This window comes from Capnocytophaga sp. oral taxon 380 str. F0488 (assembly GCF_000318255.2).
GTDB classification, from domain to species: domain Bacteria; phylum Bacteroidota; class Bacteroidia; order Flavobacteriales; family Flavobacteriaceae; genus Capnocytophaga; species Capnocytophaga ochracea.
The window spans coordinates 1-21,824 of record NZ_KB291181.1 but is presented as its reverse complement, the minus strand read 5'-3'; the positions used below and the strand labels follow the sequence as shown (position 1 = coordinate 21,824).

At 37.3% G+C, this 21,824-nt stretch carries 17 protein-coding genes and 1 tRNA gene; 6 read left to right on the top strand and 12 right to left on the bottom strand.

What is annotated here, in order from left to right; genetic code table 11:
* The first annotated feature begins 314 nt into the window (after window positions 1-314).
* From HMPREF9078_RS02275 to HMPREF9078_RS02255, 6 genes are all read left to right on the top strand, one after another.
* On the top strand, window positions 315-1,229 hold the full coding sequence (locus HMPREF9078_RS02275; protein ID WP_002672655.1) for an LLM class oxidoreductase: 915 nt from the start codon (window positions 315-317) through the stop codon (window positions 1,227-1,229).
* A 9-nt stretch (window positions 1,230-1,238) separates the two neighbouring features.
* Window positions 1,239-2,189 carry a hydrogen peroxide-inducible genes activator gene (locus tag HMPREF9078_RS02270; protein WP_002672662.1) on the top strand — a complete coding sequence of 317 codons (951 nt, stop codon included), beginning with the start codon at window positions 1,239-1,241 and terminating at the stop codon, window positions 2,187-2,189.
* Window positions 2,190-2,245: 56 nt separating this feature from the next.
* Complete coding sequence (locus HMPREF9078_RS02265) at window positions 2,246-4,339, top strand: carboxy terminal-processing peptidase (RefSeq protein ID WP_009410250.1); 2,094 nt, start codon at window positions 2,246-2,248, stop codon at window positions 4,337-4,339.
* Window positions 4,340-4,559: 220 nt separating this feature from the next.
* Window positions 4,560-5,615 carry a heparan-alpha-glucosaminide N-acetyltransferase domain-containing protein gene (locus HMPREF9078_RS02260; RefSeq protein WP_009419108.1) on the top strand — a complete coding sequence of 352 codons (1,056 nt, stop codon included), beginning with the start codon at window positions 4,560-4,562 and terminating at the stop codon, window positions 5,613-5,615.
* 1 nt (window position 5,616) lies between these two features.
* Window positions 5,617-5,751: a hypothetical protein gene (locus HMPREF9078_RS12275; protein WP_009419107.1), complete on the top strand. Its 135-nt coding sequence runs from the start codon at window positions 5,617-5,619 to the stop codon at window positions 5,749-5,751.
* 219 nt (window positions 5,752-5,970) lie between these two features.
* A tRNA-Gly gene (locus HMPREF9078_RS02255) sits at window positions 5,971-6,043 on the top strand.
* A 60-nt stretch (window positions 6,044-6,103) separates the two neighbouring features.
* Here the strand turns inward: HMPREF9078_RS02255 and HMPREF9078_RS02250 are convergent.
* The 12 genes from HMPREF9078_RS02250 to htpG form a co-directional block, all read right to left on the bottom strand.
* Window positions 6,104-6,646: an RNA methyltransferase gene (locus HMPREF9078_RS02250; protein WP_009419106.1), complete on the bottom strand. Its 543-nt coding sequence runs from the start codon at window positions 6,644-6,646 to the stop codon at window positions 6,104-6,106.
* Window position 6,647: 1 nt separating this feature from the next.
* Window positions 6,648-8,846: a bifunctional (p)ppGpp synthetase/guanosine-3',5'-bis(diphosphate) 3'-pyrophosphohydrolase gene (locus tag HMPREF9078_RS02245; protein WP_009419105.1), complete on the bottom strand. Its 2,199-nt coding sequence runs from the start codon at window positions 8,844-8,846 to the stop codon at window positions 6,648-6,650.
* Between the two features lie 30 nt (window positions 8,847-8,876).
* The gene (locus tag HMPREF9078_RS02240; RefSeq protein ID WP_009419104.1) at window positions 8,877-9,653 is read right to left on the bottom strand and encodes a 3'-5' exonuclease; all 777 of its coding nucleotides are present in this window, start codon (window positions 9,651-9,653) and stop codon (window positions 8,877-8,879) included.
* Between the two features lie 50 nt (window positions 9,654-9,703).
* Window positions 9,704-9,994 carry an ATP-dependent Clp protease adaptor ClpS gene (locus HMPREF9078_RS02235; RefSeq protein WP_009419103.1) on the bottom strand — a complete coding sequence of 97 codons (291 nt, stop codon included), beginning with the start codon at window positions 9,992-9,994 and terminating at the stop codon, window positions 9,704-9,706.
* A gap of 280 nt (window positions 9,995-10,274) precedes the next feature.
* Complete coding sequence (locus HMPREF9078_RS02230) at window positions 10,275-10,925, bottom strand: TrkA family potassium uptake protein (protein ID WP_009417849.1); 651 nt, start codon at window positions 10,923-10,925, stop codon at window positions 10,275-10,277.
* A 3-nt stretch (window positions 10,926-10,928) separates the two neighbouring features.
* Window positions 10,929-12,257 (bottom strand): TrkH family potassium uptake protein, encoded by a 1,329-nt coding sequence (locus tag HMPREF9078_RS02225; protein ID WP_009417838.1) that lies wholly within the window; start codon window positions 12,255-12,257, stop codon window positions 10,929-10,931.
* Between the two features lie 12 nt (window positions 12,258-12,269).
* On the bottom strand, window positions 12,270-13,139 hold the full coding sequence (locus HMPREF9078_RS02220; RefSeq protein WP_009419102.1) for a mechanosensitive ion channel family protein: 870 nt from the start codon (window positions 13,137-13,139) through the stop codon (window positions 12,270-12,272).
* Window positions 13,140-13,277: 138 nt separating this feature from the next.
* Window positions 13,278-14,747, bottom strand: a complete 1,470-nt coding sequence (gene guaB / locus HMPREF9078_RS02215; RefSeq protein WP_009419101.1) for an IMP dehydrogenase — start codon at window positions 14,745-14,747, stop codon at window positions 13,278-13,280.
* Window positions 14,748-14,885: 138 nt separating this feature from the next.
* Window positions 14,886-16,433, bottom strand: coding sequence for an exo-alpha-sialidase (locus tag HMPREF9078_RS02210; RefSeq protein WP_009419100.1), 1,548 nt, complete (start codon window positions 16,431-16,433; stop codon window positions 14,886-14,888).
* A 95-nt stretch (window positions 16,434-16,528) separates the two neighbouring features.
* Entirely contained in the window at window positions 16,529-17,101 is a 573-nt protein-coding gene (locus tag HMPREF9078_RS02205) for an alkylphosphonate utilization protein (protein ID WP_009419099.1), read from the bottom strand.
* Between the two features lie 71 nt (window positions 17,102-17,172).
* Window positions 17,173-19,557, bottom strand: coding sequence for an outer membrane beta-barrel family protein (locus HMPREF9078_RS02200; RefSeq protein WP_009419098.1), 2,385 nt, complete (start codon window positions 19,555-19,557; stop codon window positions 17,173-17,175).
* Between the two features lie 145 nt (window positions 19,558-19,702).
* Window positions 19,703-21,586, bottom strand: coding sequence for a molecular chaperone HtpG (gene htpG / locus HMPREF9078_RS02195; RefSeq protein WP_009419097.1), 1,884 nt, complete (start codon window positions 21,584-21,586; stop codon window positions 19,703-19,705).
* Window positions 21,587-21,824 lie beyond the last annotated feature (238 nt).

Genomic DNA, 21,824 nt, shown 5'->3' with positions numbered 1-21,824 from the left:
AGGAAAAGTGGGGGTAAGTTAAAGCTAAGATAGAGATAAAAAGAGGGTGATTAGTAGATTTCAACTTTACTAAAATTTGAAACTTTGGCAGAGTTCGTTTTGGAAAGAGGGGGTAAACCGCACGGGCAAATAAAGAATAAGGGTAGGAAAGTTGCTTTTGAAAGGATAAAAAAAGGGTGATTAGAGAATTGTAAAAAAGGTTATATATTACTGAAAATCAATAGATATTATATATGAGTAAAAAAGATTTTCGATATTAGTGAATTTATACATTATTTTTTCTTATTTTTGCCGTTCTAAACAAACTCATCATTATGATAGACGCACACAAATTATCTATTGGTTTACTACTACCTATTGAAGCATACGAAGGGGCTATTCCTAAGATGGAAAACCAAGTACAACTCATTCAGCGAGCTGAAATGTTAGGCTTTAATGCTGTGTGGGTGCGCGACATTCCTCTATACACTCCTGATTTTAACGAAGTAGGACAAATGTTTGACCCGTGGATATATTTGGCACACATTGCTACTCTTACCCAAAGTATTAAGTTTGGCTTTGCGAGTGTAATACTACCACTGCGTCACCCTTTACACGTAGCGAAGGCTTCGGCGAGTCTTGACGTGCTATTTCCGAAGCGTTTTATGATGGGAGTTGCTTCTGGTGACCGACCTGTAGAATATCCTGCTTTTAATGAACTTTATGAATCACGGAGTACTCGTGTATTGGAGCATATGGCTATGTTACGCGACTTGTGGAGCAAAGAGTTCCCTACCTACAACAATGAGTATGGTACCCTAATGGAAAAAATGGGTGATGTAGTGCCTAAGCCCTTGCATAAAAATATACCAATGTATGCTACAGGGCACATAGGAGGGGTGAATTTGGAATGGATTGCGAAAAACTCGGACGGGTGGATTTACTACCCCAGAGATTTTGCTTTTACAAAGAAGGTAATACAAGACTGGCACAAAGCTCTTAAACAAGAAGGAGAACCCTCTAAACCTTATATTCAACCTGTGTATATTGACCTAAAAGATGACCCTGATTTTGAACCAGAGAAAATGGACTTAGGTTTCCGTTTAGGACGTAACTATTTATTGGATATGTTCTTAGAACTCGGGAAAATAGGGGTTAACCATATTATGCTCGTACTAAAATACTGCTCTCGCCCTGCAAGTGAAGTGCTTGAAGAAATAGGAAAAGAAGTATTGCCACACTTGAAATAAACGCAAATTATGACCATTACTCAATACCAATATGTGTTGGCTGTAGCGAAGTACAAGAACTTTACTACCGCTGCTGAACACAGTTTTGTTACCCAGCCTACCTTGAGTATGCAAGTGCAGAAATTGGAGGAAGAATTGGGGGTTACTATTTTTGACAGGAGCAAAAAGCCTTTACAGGTTACTGAAATAGGAGAACAAATCGTTAAACAAGCCCAAGTAATTGTAAATGAAGCGGGGAGAATGAACGATATAGTAGCGCAACAAAAGGGGTATATAGGAGGTGAGTTTCGCGTGGGGATTATCCCTACCGTCTCCCCTACTCTACTACCTATGTTTCTCGCTAATTTCATCAATAAATACCCTAAGGTATGCCTAAAAATTGAGGAGCAAACTACTGAAAACATCTTGAAAAAGATAGAGGACGGGAGTTATGATGCAGGAATTTTGGCAACCCCTCTGCACAATCCGTCGATAGTAGAAAGACCATTATACTATGAGCCTTTTGTAGCTTATATTCCACAAAATCACCGTTTGCAAAACTCTAAGACTATCTATTCTGAGGATTTGGATATCAACGATATATTGATGCTTGAAGACGGGCATTGTTTTAAGGACAGTGTACTGAATATCTGCAACCAAGATGTGATAGACTCAAAAGAGCACTTCCAACTAAAAAGCGGTAGTTTTGAAACCTTGGTGCGCTTGGCTAACGAGGGCTTAGGAATGACTTTGTTACCATATTTACACTCTTTGGAACTGAAAGAGGAAGAAAAGAAACGGATTCACTATTTTGCTGAGCCTTACCCTGCGCGCGAAATCAGCTTGGTATATCACAAAAACGAACTAAAAATGCAAATCATCAAAGCCTTACACGACACTATTGCAGGGGTTATACGAGGGGCTATTGTTTTCCAAAATGTAAAAATTATCAGCCCAACAAGAGAAAGGCACAGAATTTGATAAAGCTAAGAGCTAAGAATTGAAAGTTAGCTAAATTATTAAAAAACAATTTTAGAATGAAAAATATTTCAGCAGTATTATTTTTATTATTTATTTCATTTGCGTCTTGTAGTTTTACAAGTAAGAAATTTGACAATCCAGATAAAGACAAGGATAGAGTGCTTTTGGACATTGTACAACACGTACTGGAAAATGCGCATTTTAGTCCGATAAAAATGGACGATGCTTTCTCTAAGAAAGTATTTGACAGTTATTTGAATAATATTGATGGGCAGAAGCGTTATTTTCTACAATCGGATATCAACGAGTTTAAAAAGTACGAAAACCGTTTGGACGACGATTTGAAAAACGGAGAAATTGCATTCTTCAATCTTTCTTACGAACGCCTCAAACAACGTATGAAAGAAGCAGAAGCAATTACCAAAGCTATCTTTGCTAAACCTATCAACCTGAATACCAATGAAACGATTAATACCGACTATGAGAAGTTGCCTTTTGTAAAGAACAAAGCTGAGTTACAAAACCGCTGGAAACAAGTGATTATTTTCACTACACTTTCCACTTATATCACTAAACAAAAGGAAGAAGCGAGCAAGAAAGAAAAGGACGCTAAATATCAGCCTAAAACCAATGAGGTGCTCAAAAAAGAATCGATAGAAGCTACTCAAAAGACATTGGCTGATATGTTCAGTATGTACAACGACATCACTCGTGAAGAGTGGTTCAGTATGTTTGTGAACGCTATTACTGAGACTTTCGACCCCCACTCCAACTATATGGCACCAGACATCAAAGAAGGTTTCGACCGAGATATGTCGGGTAAGTTTGAAGGTATAGGGGCACAATTACAAAAGAAGACTGATGGAATTGCTATTACCAATGTGATTTTGGGAGGGCCAGTATGGAAAGGTAAACTCCTTGAAGTAGGCGACCAAATCCTAAAAGTAGCACAAGGAGCCGGTGAGCCCGTAGATGTAGTAGGAATGCGTTTAGACGATGCGGTAAAACTTATTAAAGGGCCTAAGGGCACTGAAGTACGCCTTACCGTAAAACGCGTAGACGGCACAATAGAAGTAGTGTCTATCATTCGCGATGTGGTAGAGATTGAAGAAACTTATGCCAAATCGGCAGTGATAACTGCTAATGGTAAACGCTATGGACTTATCAACTTACCTAAATTCTATATCGATTTTGAAGATGTAAACCAACGCAATGCTGCAACTGATGTGGCTCTTGAAATAGAAAAACTCAAAAAAGAAAATATAGACGGGCTTATTGTAGATTTACGTACCAATGGAGGGGGCTCCTTAAAAACAGTAGTGGATATAGGAGGTTTATTTATTCCTAAGGGGCCTATCGTACAGGTAAAATCGTCACGCGGAAGTCGTGATGTGCTCTCTGACAACGACCCTAAGACACAATGGGACGGTTCGCTGGTAATCCTTACCAATGAGCTTTCGGCATCAGCCTCAGAGATTTTGGCAGCGGCTATGCAAGACTACAAACGCGCTATCATCATAGGTGGTAAGCAAACCTTTGGTAAAGGTACTGTACAAAGTTTTGTAGACCTTAATAGTTTCTTGCGCCAAAACAATTACGGCGACCTTGGTGCTATAAAAATTACTATTCAGAAGTTCTATCGTATCAACGGAGGGTCTACCCAGCTAAAAGGTGTAGAAAGCGATATCGTAGTGCCTGATAAATACAAATATATTGACATAGGCGAACGCGATATGCCCAACGCTATGCCTTGGGATAAAATAGAGCCTGCTAAGTACACTCCTTGGACTAACAATGCTAACTTTGATAAGGCAATAGAAAACAGCAAAAAACGCATCAGTGAAAATCAATACTTAAAGCTGATTGACGAAAATGCTCGATGGATAAAACAACAACAGAAAGACAATGTTTTCCCTCTCAACTACGAGGCTTACAAAAAAGTAATTGAGAAAAACGAAGAACAATCTAAAAAGTTCAAAGCAATTAACGATTACAAATCTAACTTGAAATTCACTTCAGTAGCTTCTGATGAGGCTAAAATTAAAAACAGTGAAGACTTGAAATTACGTCGTGATCGTTGGCACGAAAGTCTTGAAAAAGATGTGTATATAGATGAAGCTGTGAAAGTATTGGAAGATTTGAACAAATAAGACAATAAGTAATACATTATAAAAACATTGGCAGAGCGAGGAGCTTTGCCAATGTTTTTATTTTGGGATATGGGAAATTTGTTATACCTTTGCACTACATTTTGTCTGTTACCTAAATAGAAATGCGTTTTAAGATACTTAGTTATATGTAGAAATAAAAACCACCGCCACCACTACAAAAGAAAAAAACAGACCATAGATAATAGACTATAAAAATATAATGAAACAACGACTGATATTTATCGATGTAATACGTGCTTATGCCATCTGTATGATGTTACAAGGGCATTTTATTACCGCTTTACTTGCTGAACCATACTGTGACGAAAGTAACCCTTACTATCATATTTGGCATTATTTCACAGGTATTACCGCACCTGTATTCCTTACCATTTCAGGCTTTATCTTTACCTATTTGCTCATTCGAGAAGGCGAACGCAGCGGTGTAGGACTCAAGAACCCACGTGTGAAGAAAGGAGCAAAACGCGGATTAATGCTTATAGCTGTGGCGTGTATTTTGCGGAAAAGCATCTATTTCGTAGATATTTTGCATTGTATAGGGTTAGCTCTCATCATAATGGTAGGACTCTACTTATTAGCTAGAAATCACGTGAGGCATTTCCTTCCTACAATGCTCATCGGCATTACTTTACTACTTTTCACCTTCAACGAGACCTATAACCAATATGAATACTCTTGGTTACCTCAAGTAGTAGCCAATTACTTTACTCCGAAATACGGTACTTTCTTTACCATTTTTCCGTGGTTAGGCTTTGTAACCTTAGGAGGCTTTATGGGATCGCTATTTTACTATTACAGAAACGCCAAACACTTATATACAGTATATACACTACTACTTATTGGCATCGGAGCCATTTTTCACTTCCAATATCACACATTTCACTTCTTATACAGCATTACAGGGTGGGGACACTTTGAAAGTTTAGCACGCAATGGCTTTCTTTTTTTGAGAATGGGTGACACTCTTTGGACATTTGCTGTATTTGTAATCTTACGAAATGTACTTACTGCCCATTTTTTACAACGTATAGGACAAAACACCCTTTCTATTTACATCATTCATAGTATTGCGCTCTATCACTTTATTCCATATTTCAACTTAGACCATTATCTTCATAAAAGCTTAAATCCTATCCAAGCTGTGATAGGTGCTATTGCCTTTGTGATAGGTATTTTAATTCTTTCATTCTATTATCACAAAGTCAGCAAATATATAAAAGAAAAATATTTAAACAAGAAAACCATTGAGAAATAAAATGGTAGCCATAGAAATCTTTACCAGCAAAAAGAAAATGTATGGAGCTCCTATCAGTATTGCAAGTTCCACAATGAAAATCAGTCATAAAGAACTTGTTTCGCTGCTTTTAGAAAGTTTAGCTACTTATAAATAAAGATAAAAATCAGTATAAATATACATTTAAAAACCTTACGTAAAATTTTATCTTCATTCGTTTGTCTTTATCTTTATCAGAAGAAAAGTAATGAGAAAAATAATCACTGATTTATAAGTCTTTACTTTTTTATTTACAAAAAATACAATAAAAAATTTGGAATATAATAGCAAATGCCCGTATATTTGCACTCGAAAAATTATTTATATCATTGTAATTGCGGGAGTAGCTCAGTTGGTAGAGCGTCAGCCTTCCAAGCTGAATGTCGCGAGTTCGAACCTCGTCTCCCGCTCTACAAAAAAAGCCTGATAACATATTGTTATCAGGCTTTTTTTGTTTATCATTTCTATTTTTATAAAATTATATGCTTCCTGAGCTTCATTGCTAACTCCCAAATAGCAATTCCTGCACTTACCGAAATATTCAGAGAATGTTTAGTACCATACTGTGGGATTTCTATCACCTCATCAGAAGCTGAAACCACTTCTTGTTCCACTCCTTTTACCTCGTTGCCAAAGATAATAGCATATTTTTGCTTTCCGTTAGGCTGAAAATCATTCAGCATTGTGGAATTTTCAGCTTGCTCAATGCTAATAATATAAACACCTTGCTCTTTTAGCTTTTCTACTGCCGAAAGTGTGTTTTCTACATATTCCCACGCCACACTATCAGTCGCACCCAAAGCTGTTTTGTGAATCTCTTTGTTTGGGGGAGTGGCGGTAATCCCACAGAGGTATATCTTTTCAATTAAAAAAGCATCGCAAGTGCGAAAAACAGAACCTATATTGTTCAAACTTCTCACATTATCCAAAATTACTATTAAAGGTGTCTTTTCTGCCTTCTTAAATTGCTCAATATCCAACCTATTGAGCTCACTATTTGCTAATTTTCGCATATTAGAGTCTGTTTACTTTATCTACTCCTTTAATGTTCTTAATATCTTGCATCAATTTCTTTAAAGTAGCATTATTATTGATAGAAATAGAGACTTTCCCGCTGAATACATTGCCTTCGGTATCAATATTAATGTTGGTAAGCTTTACAAATTTGCTGTCCAAAATCACTTTTGAGATATCGCTGATGAGTCCATCGCGGTCAATACCACTAATTTTAAGACTCACTTTGAAATCTCTTTCATCAGATTTTACCCATTTGGCTTGAATGATACGATAAGCGTAATTCGATTGCATCGAAATAGCATTCGGGCAAGTTTTTTTGTGTACTTTCACCCCTTCGTTGATAGTAACGAATCCAAAAATGGGATCACCAGGGATAGGATTGCAACATTTTGAAAAAGTATAGTCTAATGATTCTTCTTCTTTGCCAAACACAATGCTATCATAGTGAACGTTGGGCGAATAAATGGGTTCGTCAGTAGGTTTTTTTACTGCTTTATTTTTGAATAAGCCAAAGAAAGACGTACGATGCGATACAAAGTCTTTCAGCATTTGGTTGCTGATTTCTCCCGTGCCTGCTTGATAGTAAATATCTAAGCTCGTCTTTGTTTTGAAGTAACTCACCATCTCATTCATCACTTCTTCGTTGAGAGTAATCTTCAATTGTTTTAATTTTCGTACTAAAATCTCTTTTCCTTCGGCGGCAACGGTTTTTGTCTCTTCTTTTAAAGCATTTTTTATCTTACTACGAGCTTTCGCTGTGGTGGCATAGTTGAGCCAGTTTTTAGTAGGTTTTACATTTTCGGCAGTGATGATTTCCACCGTTTCACCACTCTTTAACACATAGTTTAAGGGCACTAATTTATTGTTTACTTTAGCTCCCCGCGTTTTTAAGCCCACTCCTGTATGGATATAAAAAGCAAAATCTAAGGGTGTTGCGCCTTTCGGGAGGGATTTTATCTCGCCATTAGGGGTAAAGACGAAAATCTCTTTGGAATACAAGTTGAGTTTAAAGTCTTCTACAAAGTCCACCGCATTTGCCTCGCTGTTTTCAAAGATTTCTTGCAACCTATTAAGCCACATTTCGATGCCTTCTTCTTTTTGGTCGCCGTGTTTATACTTAAAATGGGCTGCATAACCTTTTTCGGCGATTTCGTGCATACGTTCGCTGCGTATTTGCACCTCTACCCATTTGCCTTTTGGACCCATTACGGTAATGTGTAAGGCTTCATAACCTGTAGATTTGGGTGAGGAAATCCAATCGCGCAATCGGGTGGGATTGGGACGGAAGTGGTCGGTAACAATAGAGTATATTTTCCAAGCCAAAAACTTTTCTTCGGCTGGTTCACTTTTATAGATGATGCGAATCGCAAATTTATCGTAAACTTCTTCAAAACTCACGCCTTGCGATTCCATTTTTCTGTAAATAGAATAGATTGATTTGGGTCGCCCTTTGATGGAATAATCAATTTTTTGTTGCGTCAAAGAAGTTTCTACGATTTTGGTAAACGCCTCAATGTATTCCTGTTGTTCTTCTTTGGATTCCTCCATTTTGTTTAGGATACTATTGTAGCGCTCGGGGTCAGTGTATTTAAGGGCGAGGTCTTCTAATTCTGTTTTGATGTTATACAAGCCAATGCGGTGAGCAATAGGTGCATAAATATAGAGTGTTTCCGAAGCTATTTTGGCTTGTTTGTATTCTGCCATCGAATCCATCGTTTGCATATTGTGGAGTCTGTCAGCAATTTTGATGAGAATCACACGCACATCGTCGTTCATCGTGAGGAGGAGCTTTCGGAAGTTCTCGGCTTGTAAAGAGATATCATTTTCACGGCTCATACTCGAAATTTTGGTAAGTCCTTCCACAATATGTGCTACAGTGTTACCAAAAAGCCGTTCCATATCTTCAATCGTATAGTCAGTATCTTCTACTACATCGTGTAACAAAGCCGACGCAATGGCTACGGCGTCTAATCCTATTTGTGAAGCAACAATTTTAGCTACGGCAATAGGGTGAAAAATGTAAGGTTCCCCACTTTTTCGGCGTTGGTTTTTGTGCGCATCAACAGCGGTGTCAAACGCCAAGCGAATGAGCTTTTTATCTTCATCACTCAGGGTTTGATAGCTGATACGCAAGAGTTCTTTATACTCGCGCGCAATGGCTTTGTTTTCTTCTTCTAAGTCGATGTTTGTTTCCATAGCAAAGAACAAAAGAGGATTTTCAAAAATCTATTTAATAGTAGCCGATAATTTGCGGAGTTTGATAGCCGTAAGGATTTTTTTGGTATACAACGGGAAGTCGGCACCGAAAAGCCAACCAAAATATCCTGGTTCTTCGTCAAAAATATCTTCTACACGTTTACCTTTGTGTTTTCCAAAGGTAAAGATTTCTTCGCCTTTGTCATTATAACCAATAAACCCAGCAAAGTCGGCTATTTGTTTGCGATAAGTAAACTCGCTGAGCTTTTTGATGTTGTTCTCTAAGTTGTCATAACGGTCGAGCTGGGCTTTGAGGATTTCATAAGTGGCATTAGTATCTGCCGAAGCCGTATGCGCATCAATAAGGTCTTTACCACAATAGAATTTATAGGCTGCCGAGAGGGTGCGCTGTTCCATTTTGTGAAAAATAGTTTGTACATCTACCGATACGCGGTTTCCCAAATCAAAATCTACTTCGGCACGCAACATTTCTTCGGCAAGCAAAGGAATATCAAAGCGGTCGGAATTGTAGCCAGCAAGGTCGGAATCTTTTATCATATTATGGATTTGCTTGGCAAGCTCTTTAAAAGTAGGCTCACCCGCAACGCGCTCATCGGTAATGCCGTGCACATCTGAGGCAGCTTTGGGGATAGGAATAGTAGGGTTTACCAACCACGTTTTGCTTTCTTTATTGCCATTGGGGTAGACTTTTAAGATAGATATTTCAACAATGCGGTCTTTGGTAATATCGATACCCGTAGTTTCAAGGTCAAAAAAACAAATAGGTTTTGATAGTTTTAATTCCACGATTTTAGTGAATAGTTAAAAGTTAAAAACAAATAGTTTAGAATAAAAAATTATGCTTCTTCTATTTCGGCAGAGAGTCCCGCATCAAGAAGCGCAGTGCAGAGCGGTTTTAGAAAATCATAACTTCCTGATTTTACATCGCATTTCCCTTTGAAATGCACAATAATAGCGCATTGCTCGGCTTGCTCAAAGGTGTGATGGCATACCTCTACTAAAGTATCGATAACGTGGTCGAAAGTATTGACATCATCATTGTATAAAATGAGATGACATTCATCTTCCAAAAGTTCCGTTACATCACCTTCGGCAAAAGTTTCTTCTTGATAATTATTTCGTAACATAATTTGTTTTTATGATGATACAAAAGTACAGCAAATAAATGAATTGTGCAAATGCTTAACCAATATAATAAAATTTTAGTAAAGGTTATAAACTCAAAAACGCCAAAAGAAAGTGTTTCCTTTTAGCATTTTATCTTTTTCTCGTCATAGCATTACTATCAGATATGATACATTTATTATTATTTGAATCTATATACTTTTTAATTATAAATCGTTCTATTATCTTCTATAATCAAAAATATTGCTCCTGTAAGCTATTTTTTAGCATAAAAAAGCTTTTTTATACTACTCTATCAATTACATTGGTATTGGAGAGTATAACTAAAAGGTCGTCTTTGTTAAGTTTGACATTCGGGTCGGGGGTTACGTTCATTTTGCCATCGGAATGCTTTACTGCCAAAATATTTATCTCATACTTATGTCTCAAATTGAGTTCCATCAACGATTTTCCTATATAACTCTTGGGTACTTTTACTTCATAGATAAAATAATCTTCAGCAAACTTAAAATATTCTATAATAGTGGGTCGCAAAACGGAATAGGCTACTTTTTCGCCCATTAATTCCTCTGGAAATACTACTTGTGTAGCGCCTATTTTGTATAAAACCTTTTCTTGTGTGTGGTTTACGGCTTTGCAAATGATATTTTTCAACCCCAATTCCTTTAATTGCAAGGTAATGAGAATACTCGCCTGAATATTATCGCCTACGCTCACAAAAGCAGTGTCGAAATCGTCTTTCACTACGTTTTTGAGAGCAATTTCATCGGTAGCGTCCAAAATCACAGCTTCATCGATGATATTTTCACTGAGAGCTTGCTTGATAACACTCTCACGAGAATCTATTGCTAGCACAGTAGCTTTGTTTTTATAGAGTGTTTTGGCTACCGATTTGCCAAACTCTCCTAATCCTATGACTAAAAAATTCTTCATAATCTATCCTATTAAAATATTTTCTTTTGGGTATTTGTAATTTCCTTCAGCACGTGGTCTCGATAAGGCGAGTGCAATGGTAAGCGGTCCTACCCTGCCTAAAAACATTGTAAATATCAAAATAAATTTTGAACTATTGCCTAATTGTGAGGTAATTCCGGTAGAAAGTCCGCAAGTGCTGAATGCCGAAATGAGTTCGAAAGCTATTTTTGTAAATTCTAAATCGGGTTCTAAGGCTGTGAGTATTACAATCATTGTAAGCACATACATCATCGCAATAAACACGAGTGCTGAGGCTTTATTAAAGAGTTTCCAAGAGATGCGTCTCTTAGAAAATTCGATGTAGTTCTTATTGAGTAATGCTGTTTTAATACCGAGAAATAAAATGCCAATAGTAGTAGTTTTCACGCCAGAACCTGTGGAGTTTGGCGATGCCCCTATAAACATAAACGTTACGCAAAAAAGAATGGTGGCACTGCTTAAATGCTCCAACGGAATCGTATCGAAACCTGCTGTACGCAAACTTACAGAGTGAAAAAAGCTAATAAGCATCTGACCAAAGAAAGTTTTCCCATAAAGTGTGTAATAATTTTTATATTCTAAGGTAAAAAATAAGAGCGTACCTGTAACGAGCAATATTATTGTCATCAAAATTGAAAATTGTGAGTTAATATCGAGTCTTCGTCTCTTTTTTCGCAGGTATTCATAGGCTTGAATAATGGTTGTAAAGCCTAAACCACCAAAAATAACCAAAAAAGCGATGATAATATTCACAAAAGCATTGTAGGTATAACCTTCGAAACTATGAGGAAACAAAGAAACGCCCGCATTACAAAAAGCTGATACCGAGTGAAACACTGAAAAAAATAACGCTTTTCCGAAAGGAAAATCTTGGATGAAAGAAACAAACAAACACAGCGCTCCCGTAGCTTCAAAAAGCAGAGTAATGTACACCACACGCTTTGTTACGGCATAAATATCGTAACTTTTGTTGTGATTAAGTCCTTCGGCTACTATTTTTTTAGTATAAAAACCGATACGTTTAGCAATAAGCAACACCAAAACAGAGGAAATAGTAAGCACTCCCAATCCACCAAACTGAATAAGCACCAATAAAATAAGTTTTCCGTAAATAGTAAAGGTCGCTCCTATATCTATCACCGAAAGACCCGTAACGGTAACCGCCGAAGTAGCTGTAAAAAGCGCTTCGAGGAAAGAAATATCTTTCTGAGGCGTATGTGCAAAAGGCATCATCAAAAGCAAAGCACCTACGACTATTAAGCCGATAAACGAAAGCATTATGAGGTTATATGGTGATATTTTTTTTAACATTGGATTCAATTTTTATTGTTTATCCATCTGAATGGTACGAATAGGGAAAGGTATATTTATATTATGTGCATCAAAACACTTCTTGATAGCCATTATAGCTTCTGATTTATACAAAAAAGACTCAGAAAGTTTCTTGGAAGGAATAGTAAAATACACAATAAAATTGATAGAACTATCAGCGAACTCAGTATAATAAAAAGAAATGGTAGTGTCAAGCTCTTTTTGTTTCATCATCTGCCGAATGGTAGTTTCAGTAAGCATTTTCACCTGCTCCAAATCCGATTCATAACCTACACCACAAGTAACTAATACATTGGCAGTATCACTTTCAGAATAATTTTTCATAGGATTATCAACTATAAGCTTATTGGGTATCGACACATAGTTTCCGTCAGCCATTTTAAGCTTGATAGTACGCAAATTTATATCTTCAATAGTACCTGTATAGCCCATAGTTTCAATTTGATGTCCTATGCGAATGCTCTTACTAAAAGATAAGGTAATGCCTGAAAAAGTATTGCTAAGCGTGCCTTGTAAAGCCAAACCGATAGCTAAACCTGCTACTCCTGCCCCTGCCAAAATGGTTTTGAACATATTTTCGAGGTCTAAAATATTTAGCGAAAACATAAAGAAGGTAATAACTACCAACACAGAAATAATATTGCCAAGCATTATGCGTGAAGAAGGTTTTACACCACGCTTTTCTAAGATACGAATGGCTATTTTTTTGATAAGTCTAGAAAGATAAAAACCTAAAATAAAAACTAATAAAGCTATAACGATATTAGGTGTTTTATCGATGAAGAGTTGAATCCATAGATGTATTTTTTTAGTGAATACTTCTATAATGTTAATGTAATCATTTACTATTCCTTTTTCCATTGAGTCTAATGAGTTTATTTTATCAGTTGGCAAAAGTACAAAATATATTATTGATGAACACTTTTTTGCTATTTATTACATAAATGAGGCTGTCTAATCTTTTCAGACAGCCTCATTTATGGAAGTTATATTCGTTTATTAACGTGAATAATTAGGAGCTTCTTTGGTGATAGTAATATTATGGGGGTGGCTTTCGGTAATTCCGCTTGCAGTGATGCGCACAAAGCGACTCACGGCTTGCAACGTTTCGATATCCTTGGCACCACAGTATCCCATACCTGCGCGCAAGCCTCCGATGAATTGATGCATACTTTCTTGTAGTTCGCCTTTGTATGCCACGCGCCCTACAATGCCTTCAGGCACAAGTTTTTTGATATCGTCTTCAACATCTTGGAAATAGCGGTCTTTACTACCTTGGTTCATCGCTTCTACCGAACCCATACCGCGATAAGATTTGTATTTTCTGCCTTCAAAAATGATAGTTTCCCCCGGTGATTCCTTAGTGCCAGCAAGCAGAGAGCCAAGCATCACACTATTGGCACCTGCGGCGATGGCTTTTACGATATCGCCGGTATAGCGAATGCCCCCGTCGGCAATCACAGGAATTCCTTTGCCTTTAAGAGCGTTTGCAACGTTCATCACCGCTGATAATTGAGGATAACCCACGCCTGCCACCACTCTGGTAGTACATATAGAGCCTGGACCTATGCCTACTTTCACTGCATCGGCGCCATTTTCGGCTAAATAAAGGGCAGCCTCGGCAGTGGCAATGTTTCCTACCACTACTTCTAAGTCGGTAAACTTGCTTTTTACGGCATTAAGAGCGTTCACTACGCCTTTTGTATGTCCGTGAGCTGTATCGATAACTACGGCATCAACTCCTGCTTGTACAAGAGCTTCGGCGCGGTCTACCACATCGGCAGTAACGCCTAAGGCTGCTGCTACGCGCAAGCGTCCTAAGCTATCTTTGTTAGAAATAGATTTTTCTTGCAAATTGGCAATGTCTCGGAAGGTAATAAGACCTACTAATTTGTAGTTTTTATCTACTACGGGGAGTTTTTCTACCTTACTGCGTTGTAAAATACCCTCAGCTTCCTTCATAGAAGTGCCTTCGTTGGCAATCACGAGATTTTTAGAGGTCATTACTTCGGTTATCGGGCGATTATTATCGTGTTCAAAGCGTAAATCGCGGTTAGTTACAATGCCTTTTAAGATTCCGCCGGTATCAACAATGGGGATACCGCCAATATTGTTTTCTTTCATACAGCGTTTTGCATCACTCACCTTGCTGTTTAAGGGAAGCGTAACAGGGTCGATAATCATACCGCTTTCGGCACGTTTTACTTTGCGTATTTGTTTGGCTTGCTCCTCAATAGTCATATTTTTATGGAGTACCCCTATGCCTCCTTCACGTGCCATAGCGATAGCCATAGCAGCTTCGGTTACAGTGTCCATAGCCGCTGAGATAATAGGCACATTCAGGGTGATGTTACGGGTAAAACGTGAGGTTATCGATACTTCACGAGGTAATATCTCAGAATAATTAGGGATAAGAAGGACATCATCATAGGTAAATCCTTCATTAATAATTTTATCTTGGAAATTCATTTTAAAAAAGAGAATTTAGTTGCGTGCAAATGTACTTCTTTTTTTATATACGAAGCAAATTTTTCGAGTATTTTAAATCAAACAAATAGAGACGATACTCTTTATATCGTCTCTATTAAGGTTATAAATTCTTTTGCTTTACTTGATAAACTCTTTGATAGGCACTTTTTGAAAATACAAATCTCCATCACCTTCGTAAAGAATACCTATATATTTCTTGTCTATTACAGTAAGACAAGAATAGCCCATAGCTGCTTGCTCATACAACAATACTGAAGGTAGTTTATCCCAAGTATTACCTTCATCATCACTAACTTTGATAGTCATATTTACTCTGTTCTTTGCATCATTAGGATTAGAGAAGAATAAATACAGTTTTCCCTTTTTGTCCTTATATGAGATAATACTTGCCATACAATTGGGCTCGGTGAGGGCAGTGCGAGAGGTGTTGTGCTCTATCCACGTTTTGCCCATATCGGCAGTAACGGCTACGGAACGACCGTGATAATTATCAGAGAGTTTATAGTTGGTGCGATTGCGGTCGTCACGCATATTGAGCATTAGTGCACCATCGGAGAGTTCCACCACTTGAGATTCAGTAGTGTGTGATTTGGCTCCTGTTCCTACGTGCCACGTCTTGCCGTGGTCTTTGCTGTAAATAATAGTAGAATGAGGCACTTGGTCTTTATCCTTAAACTGACCTGCAAATACCAAAATACCATTACTCATCGAGATACCTCTTCCAGGTCCTTGGAAAAAGAGTCTCCATTCAGGATTTTTAATCTGAGAGGTGATATTGATAGGTTCACTCCACGTTTTGCCATCGTCTTCACTTTTTACTACTACTATTTGTCCTGTTTCCTCAGGAGTCATTCCACTTTTAGAGCCCCACCAACTCATTGTTTGAGGGTCTAAGCCGTGCTGCCACAAGCCTATCACCCAAATAGTATTGGTTTGCTCGTCTACCAAAACTGCAGGATCTCCTACCCCATTAAGGCGGTTAGGTTTTCCTCCCCATTCACCCATATCAATCACTTTTTTCATTGGCTCCCACGTTTGTCCGCCATCGGTACTGCGACTCATTCCCACATCGATATCTTCTTGCAAATCCTTGCAGTTGTTGTAACGATTGTCGTAAACGGCTATCAGCGTACCTTTATTAGTGGTTACAAGCCCTGGTATACGGTAGCATTCTATGCCGTCTTGTTTACGCTGACGAAGAGCAATAGCAAAACGTTGTCCTTCTTTTTTAACATTGTTGAGCGTGAATATAACCTCATTAGTGGTGAGTTTTATCTTTGATAAGTAGAGTTTTTGTAAGAGGTCTGGTTTTTGAGTAGTGCGGGCAGAAACCCAAACAAAAAGGCTATCATTAGTAGCTTTAAAATTTCCTTGTAGTTTGGTATTACAACTGAGATTTGAAATTTTAGCAAAAAGTGTTGCTTGTTCTCTTTTAGCGTTAGCACCTACATAAACAGAGAGTTCAGATAGATTGAGCTTTTTACTTTTAAACTGCAAAGAAATTTCTTTTACCTCTGTTCCTTGCTTTACAGGCAGTACAAATGAGGTAACAGGATTATCTTTATCAGTAGCCAAAGGCATTTGAACTTGAGTAAAAGTCATTCCTTTTTGGGCATAACCAAAGCTAAGGAAGAATAATGTAATGATGGTAAATAGTTGTTTCATTTGTTAATTTGTTAATTTAGAGATTGATTATTAATATTATAGACTTTGTCAAAGTCTTTAACTTTGACAAAGTTGTGATGTAAACTCATACAATATTATGCCTTTTTCACATATTGAGTAAGGATAACGATTTGTTGTCCATCAACTTTGCCTTCTATATATTCAGCGTTTTCGGGGTCGAGAGTGATTTTGCGCACAACAGTACCTTGTTTAGCTGTCATACTAGTGCCTTTTACTTTCAGGTCTTTGATAAGCACAACGTTATCACCATTAGCGAGTACTGCCCCATTGCTATCTTTGTGAATTACCTTTTCGCTCTCTTCTAAATGGTCGTCGGAAGCTTGGGCAAAAGCCAATTCTTCCTCATCTAAATACATCATATTTAGAAGGTCGAGCGACCAGCCTTCGTTTTTGAGTCGGTTGAGGAGACGCCACGCCATTATCTTTACAGGGCGGTGTTCGCTCCACATACTATCGTTGAGGCAACGCCAATGGTTGCTATCCATCGTTTCGGGATTTTGTATTTGACTAAGGCAAGTACCACACAGCAAAAGGCTATCATCTGTACTTTCGTTTCTAGCGGGAGGCACTGTATATACACTTAGGTTTTCAGTAGCTCCACAGAGTTCACAACAATTACCACTACGAGATTTTAGTTCTTGTAACATCTTAATTTAATTTGTCGATTTTCAATTAATTAATGTGCAAATATAAAAGTTTTTCTCTGAACTACACAAATTTATTCTTTTATTAATCTGTCTTTTTCTGAATTATCTACTTGTATTTCATTTGTTTTAGATTGATTATTACCAAACTTATAGATTACAGAAAAATGTACACTGCGATTATCGTTGAAGATTCTATTTTTAAATTTATAAGTGCTATAATCGACGCTATTCCTTGCTATTGTTGTGTTAAAAGGGTCGGTTAAGTAGATATTTAGATTCAATTTCTGTTGTAAGAACGATAAAGAAGCTCCTAACCGCATTAGGAAAGTGTTCTTAGAGACATACATTTCTTCAACTCCTTTGGTGTTGTACAGCATATTCAAAAACAGTTTATTAGTTTTATCCTTATTCAAGGTTATGGTGAAATTTGATAACAAAGTGCCGTGTATGCCTCTTAAATTCTTATCAGGCAAACTTTCCTCTGCCGATTTAGATTGTTGATAGGATACATTTGCACTACTATAGTTAGATATACAATTAGAAATCTCCCAATTATAAGCCAACTCAGAACCTAGACTATAAGTAGTTAATACATTCTTTGGTTGTGTTACTACTACATTGTTATTATTTTCAGTAGAAACTACAAAAGCCCAATTATCAGCTATTTTAGAACCATATAAAGAAAACGATAGATTTCCTTTATACACATAACCAAACTCTACATTGGTGGTGATGTTAGGCAATAAATCTGGATTGCCTATTTCGTAATTATTGGCGTCTTTGTAATTCCTAAAAGGATTCAAATCATATAAACTTGGTCTTGCAATTCGTTGGTTGAAAGAGAGAGCATAAGAATGATTATTATTTGGCTCATAAGAAAGTGATACGGTAGGGAACCAATTGTGATAACGTTTTTCATTGGTAATATTTTGGGTTATTAATGCTTCTTCCGTTTGGGTATGCTCATATCTTATACCAGCACTTAAAAAGAGTTTTTCAGTAAGATTGTGAGAGAGATTCAAATACATTGCCCATAAGTGTTCTTTGTATAGAAAATCATTGGATTTTGAAGTATCAAAAACATCTAATCCGGCTATTTTATTGTAGAATTTTACTCCGTTATCATTACTGAAATAAGTACCTTTACCACCTATTTCAATTTTTGTATCCAAAAGAGTTGTTTCTAAGTCAGTACCAAAAGCATTGATTTTGAAAGTATAGTCTACATTATTCTTATTTTCAAAAGAACTCTCTAATATTTGTCCATCTCCTCTGTAATTATTAGCTTTGAATACAGAACTGGAATTATTCGTATTTCTATTATGATTGAAATAAAACTTTAATTGGCTACCCAAAGTATCTAATTTGATATCTAAATAAGGAGAAAATGAGAGACCTTTATTATTACCCAAAGTATTAGTAGGCAATTGTTGAGTTTTTAATACACTTTGGGCATTATTATAGAATTTAACCTCAGAATGCCCGTAAGCATTGTTATCCCAGTTGCTGTAATTGAGGTAGAAACCCAAATTAATAGCTTTTACTAACTGATAGTCGGCATTGAGCTGATGACTTAATCCTTTGTCTATTCTCTCAGTATTTTCAACGGACTCTCTTTGCTCATCAGTGAAAAGTAGTTTGTTTTTATTCTCAAAATTCCTATTTTCATCACCATAAAACAAATTGTAATTGAGGATTAGTTTCTCGTTGGAATAATTGAGTGTTAAAGCGTTATTTACGCTTGCTTTGGTTCTGAGTATAGAAGTTGAAGAGATATTGGCATCAAAACCTGTATTTAGTTTTTTCTTTAGCTTGATATTAATAAGACCTGTATTTCCTGCTGCATCATACTTTGCTGATGGGTTAGTAATAATCTCTATTTTGTCGATATTCTCAGACCTCAATGTTTTTAAGTAATTCTTTAAATCATCACCTGAAATATTAAGCAGTCTATCGTCTATCATTACTAATACATTGCTTTTCCCGATAATTTTTAGTCCGTCGCTGGTGGGGTCAATTCGAGGAATGTTTTTGAGCAATTCATCACTACTGACTCCTGTAGAAAGTAGACTATTTTGTACATTATACACCAACCTATCCGACTTCTTTTCAATTAGTTGTTTCTTTGCTATGAGGGTTACTTCTGATAACTGATGTGCATTATTAACCATCAGCACCCCTAAGTCTGTATTTTCATTAAGTACTATTGTTTTTTGGTATAGTATTTCACCTAAATATCTTATCACAAGGGTAAAGTTTCCTTTCTTATTTACAGACAATGTAAAATCACCTTTATTTCCCGATAATTCACTTAGGAAAGGGTTCTTGTTTTCATATAAAATTACTTCAGCAAATTCAATAGGGAGCTGGTACATATCAGTGACTTTCCCTTTTATTGACTGAGAAAAGAGAGAATAACTGAATAAGAAAAAGGAATATAGAAGTAAAGGCTTCATAATAGTTTATCGTATATTCTCTGCAAAAATAAAGTTTTTCTCTGAACTACAAAAAAACTTTGCCAAAGGTCATAGCACGACAAGCTATTAAGACCTTTGGCAAAGTGTATGGTGTGTTTGATTTGCTAATTGACAAATTTACTAATTAGCTCATTTCCCAATTTCTCTTTACAAAGTCGGCAAGTTCTTTACCTTTGAGGAGACCTTGTGAAAGTCGTGCTAAATCAAAGGCTTGCTTGATAAGGCTTTCTTTTTGAACTTCGTCTTTAGAGTGGAGGATAGCATCGGCTAAAGGAGAATTGCTGTTTACCACTACGTGATACACTTCGGGGAAACCTCCCATAGCAAACATACCACCTCCTCCGGTAGCACTCATTTCCTTCATACGGCGCATAAACTCGGGTTGATTAATAACGAATGGCGTATCATCGCTGTCTAAGTCTTCTAACTGCACCATATAGCCTTCTTTGGGAATTACCTTTTCGATTTGAGCTTTCAGCGTGTTTTTCTCTTCGTCGGAAAGTTTGGCAATAATAGGTTCTTCTTTTTGTATCAGCTTAGCTACAGGAGCAGCATCTACACGGGTGAAAGTAAGTTTCTCATTATCACTTTCTAACTTCTGTATTAAGTGTGATACGATAGGGCTATCCAACAACAACACTTCGTAGCCTTTTTCTTTGGCTTGCTCAATAGCTGTGTATTGCTGTTCTTTATTTTGAGCATATAACACTACCAAAGTACCATTTTTGTCGGTTTGTTCAGCTTTTATTGCTTCTTTTAGTTCCGCCAAAGTGTAATACTTGCCATCGATAGTGGGGTACAACATAAAATCGGCTGCTTTTTCGTAGAATTTATCATCGGTAAGCATACCATATTCGAGCACTATCTTAATGTCGTTCCACTTGTTTTGGAAGTCGTCGCGATTATTAGTAAAGAGTGATTTCAGCTTATCAGCTACCTTACGAGTGATGTAATTGGCAATCTTCTTTACATTACCATCGGATTGGAGGTAAGAACGCGATACGTTTAGCGGAATATCTGGCGAATCTATCACCCCTTTGAGCATTGTTAAGAACTCAGGCACTATACCTTCGACGTTATCGGTAACAAATACTTGGTTTTGATACAACTGTATGCGGTCTTTCTGTAACTGCATATCGTTAGTAAGCTTAGGGAAATAGAGAATACCAGTAAGATGGAACGGATAATCTACGTTTAGATGAATATGGAATAGGGGTTCATCGAACTGCATTGGATAGAGTTCGTGATAGAATGCCTTATAATCCTCATCTTTCAAATCGGCTGGCTGTTTCGTCCAAGCAGGATTAGGGTTATTGATGATATTATCTACCGTTACATATTCCGTTTTATAGTCGTCAGGGGCATTTTCAGGACGAGGTAACGGCTCTTGTTTTGTACCAAATTTAATTGGGATAGGCATAAAGCGGTTGTACTTGCGCAATAACTCTTCGATACGGAAGTCTTCCAAAAACTCAGTAGAGTCATCGGCGATGTGCAAGATAATTTCAGTACCGCGTTCGGTGCGTAGGTCGGTTTCCTCTAAGGTAAATTCAGGACTACCGTCGCATACCCAGCGCACGGCTGGAGCATCGGTATAGGATTTGGTGATGATTTCCACTTGTTTGGCTACCATAAAAGCAGAGTAGAAGCCCAATCCAAAATGACCTATCACTCCGGCGTCTTTGGCAGTATCTTTATATTTCTCCAAAAACTCCTCAGCTCCTGAAAAGGCAATTTGGTTGATGTACTTTTCGACCTCTTCAGCCGTCATACCGATACCTTGGTCGATTATATGAAGGGTTTTATTGTCCTTATCGACCTTCACTTCGATGATAGGGTTCCCATATTCCACTTTTGCCTCGCCTATAGTAGTGAGGTGTTTCAGTTTAAGGGTTGCATCGGTAGCGTTGGAGATGAGTTCGCGCAAGAATATCTCGTGGTCGCTGTACAAGAATTTTTTAATAAGTGGAAAGATGTTTTCCACAGAGACGTTTATATTTCCTTTCATTTTTATTTAGTTAAGAAGTAAGAGATAAGAGGTAAGACTCGTTTCTCTTAATTTGTTATTTACTAGGGGGAACATAGCGAAAAGAGTACCAAAGTAGGAGAAGGTGACAAAATGGCAGGTACGAGGTCGTACGGTATTTTAATTAGCAAATTAAAAAATTGGAAAATTAGAAAATTAAAGAGAGTTTATAGAAAAGACGGTGCGAGACGAACAAAAGACGGTGCGAGCCGCACGGGCA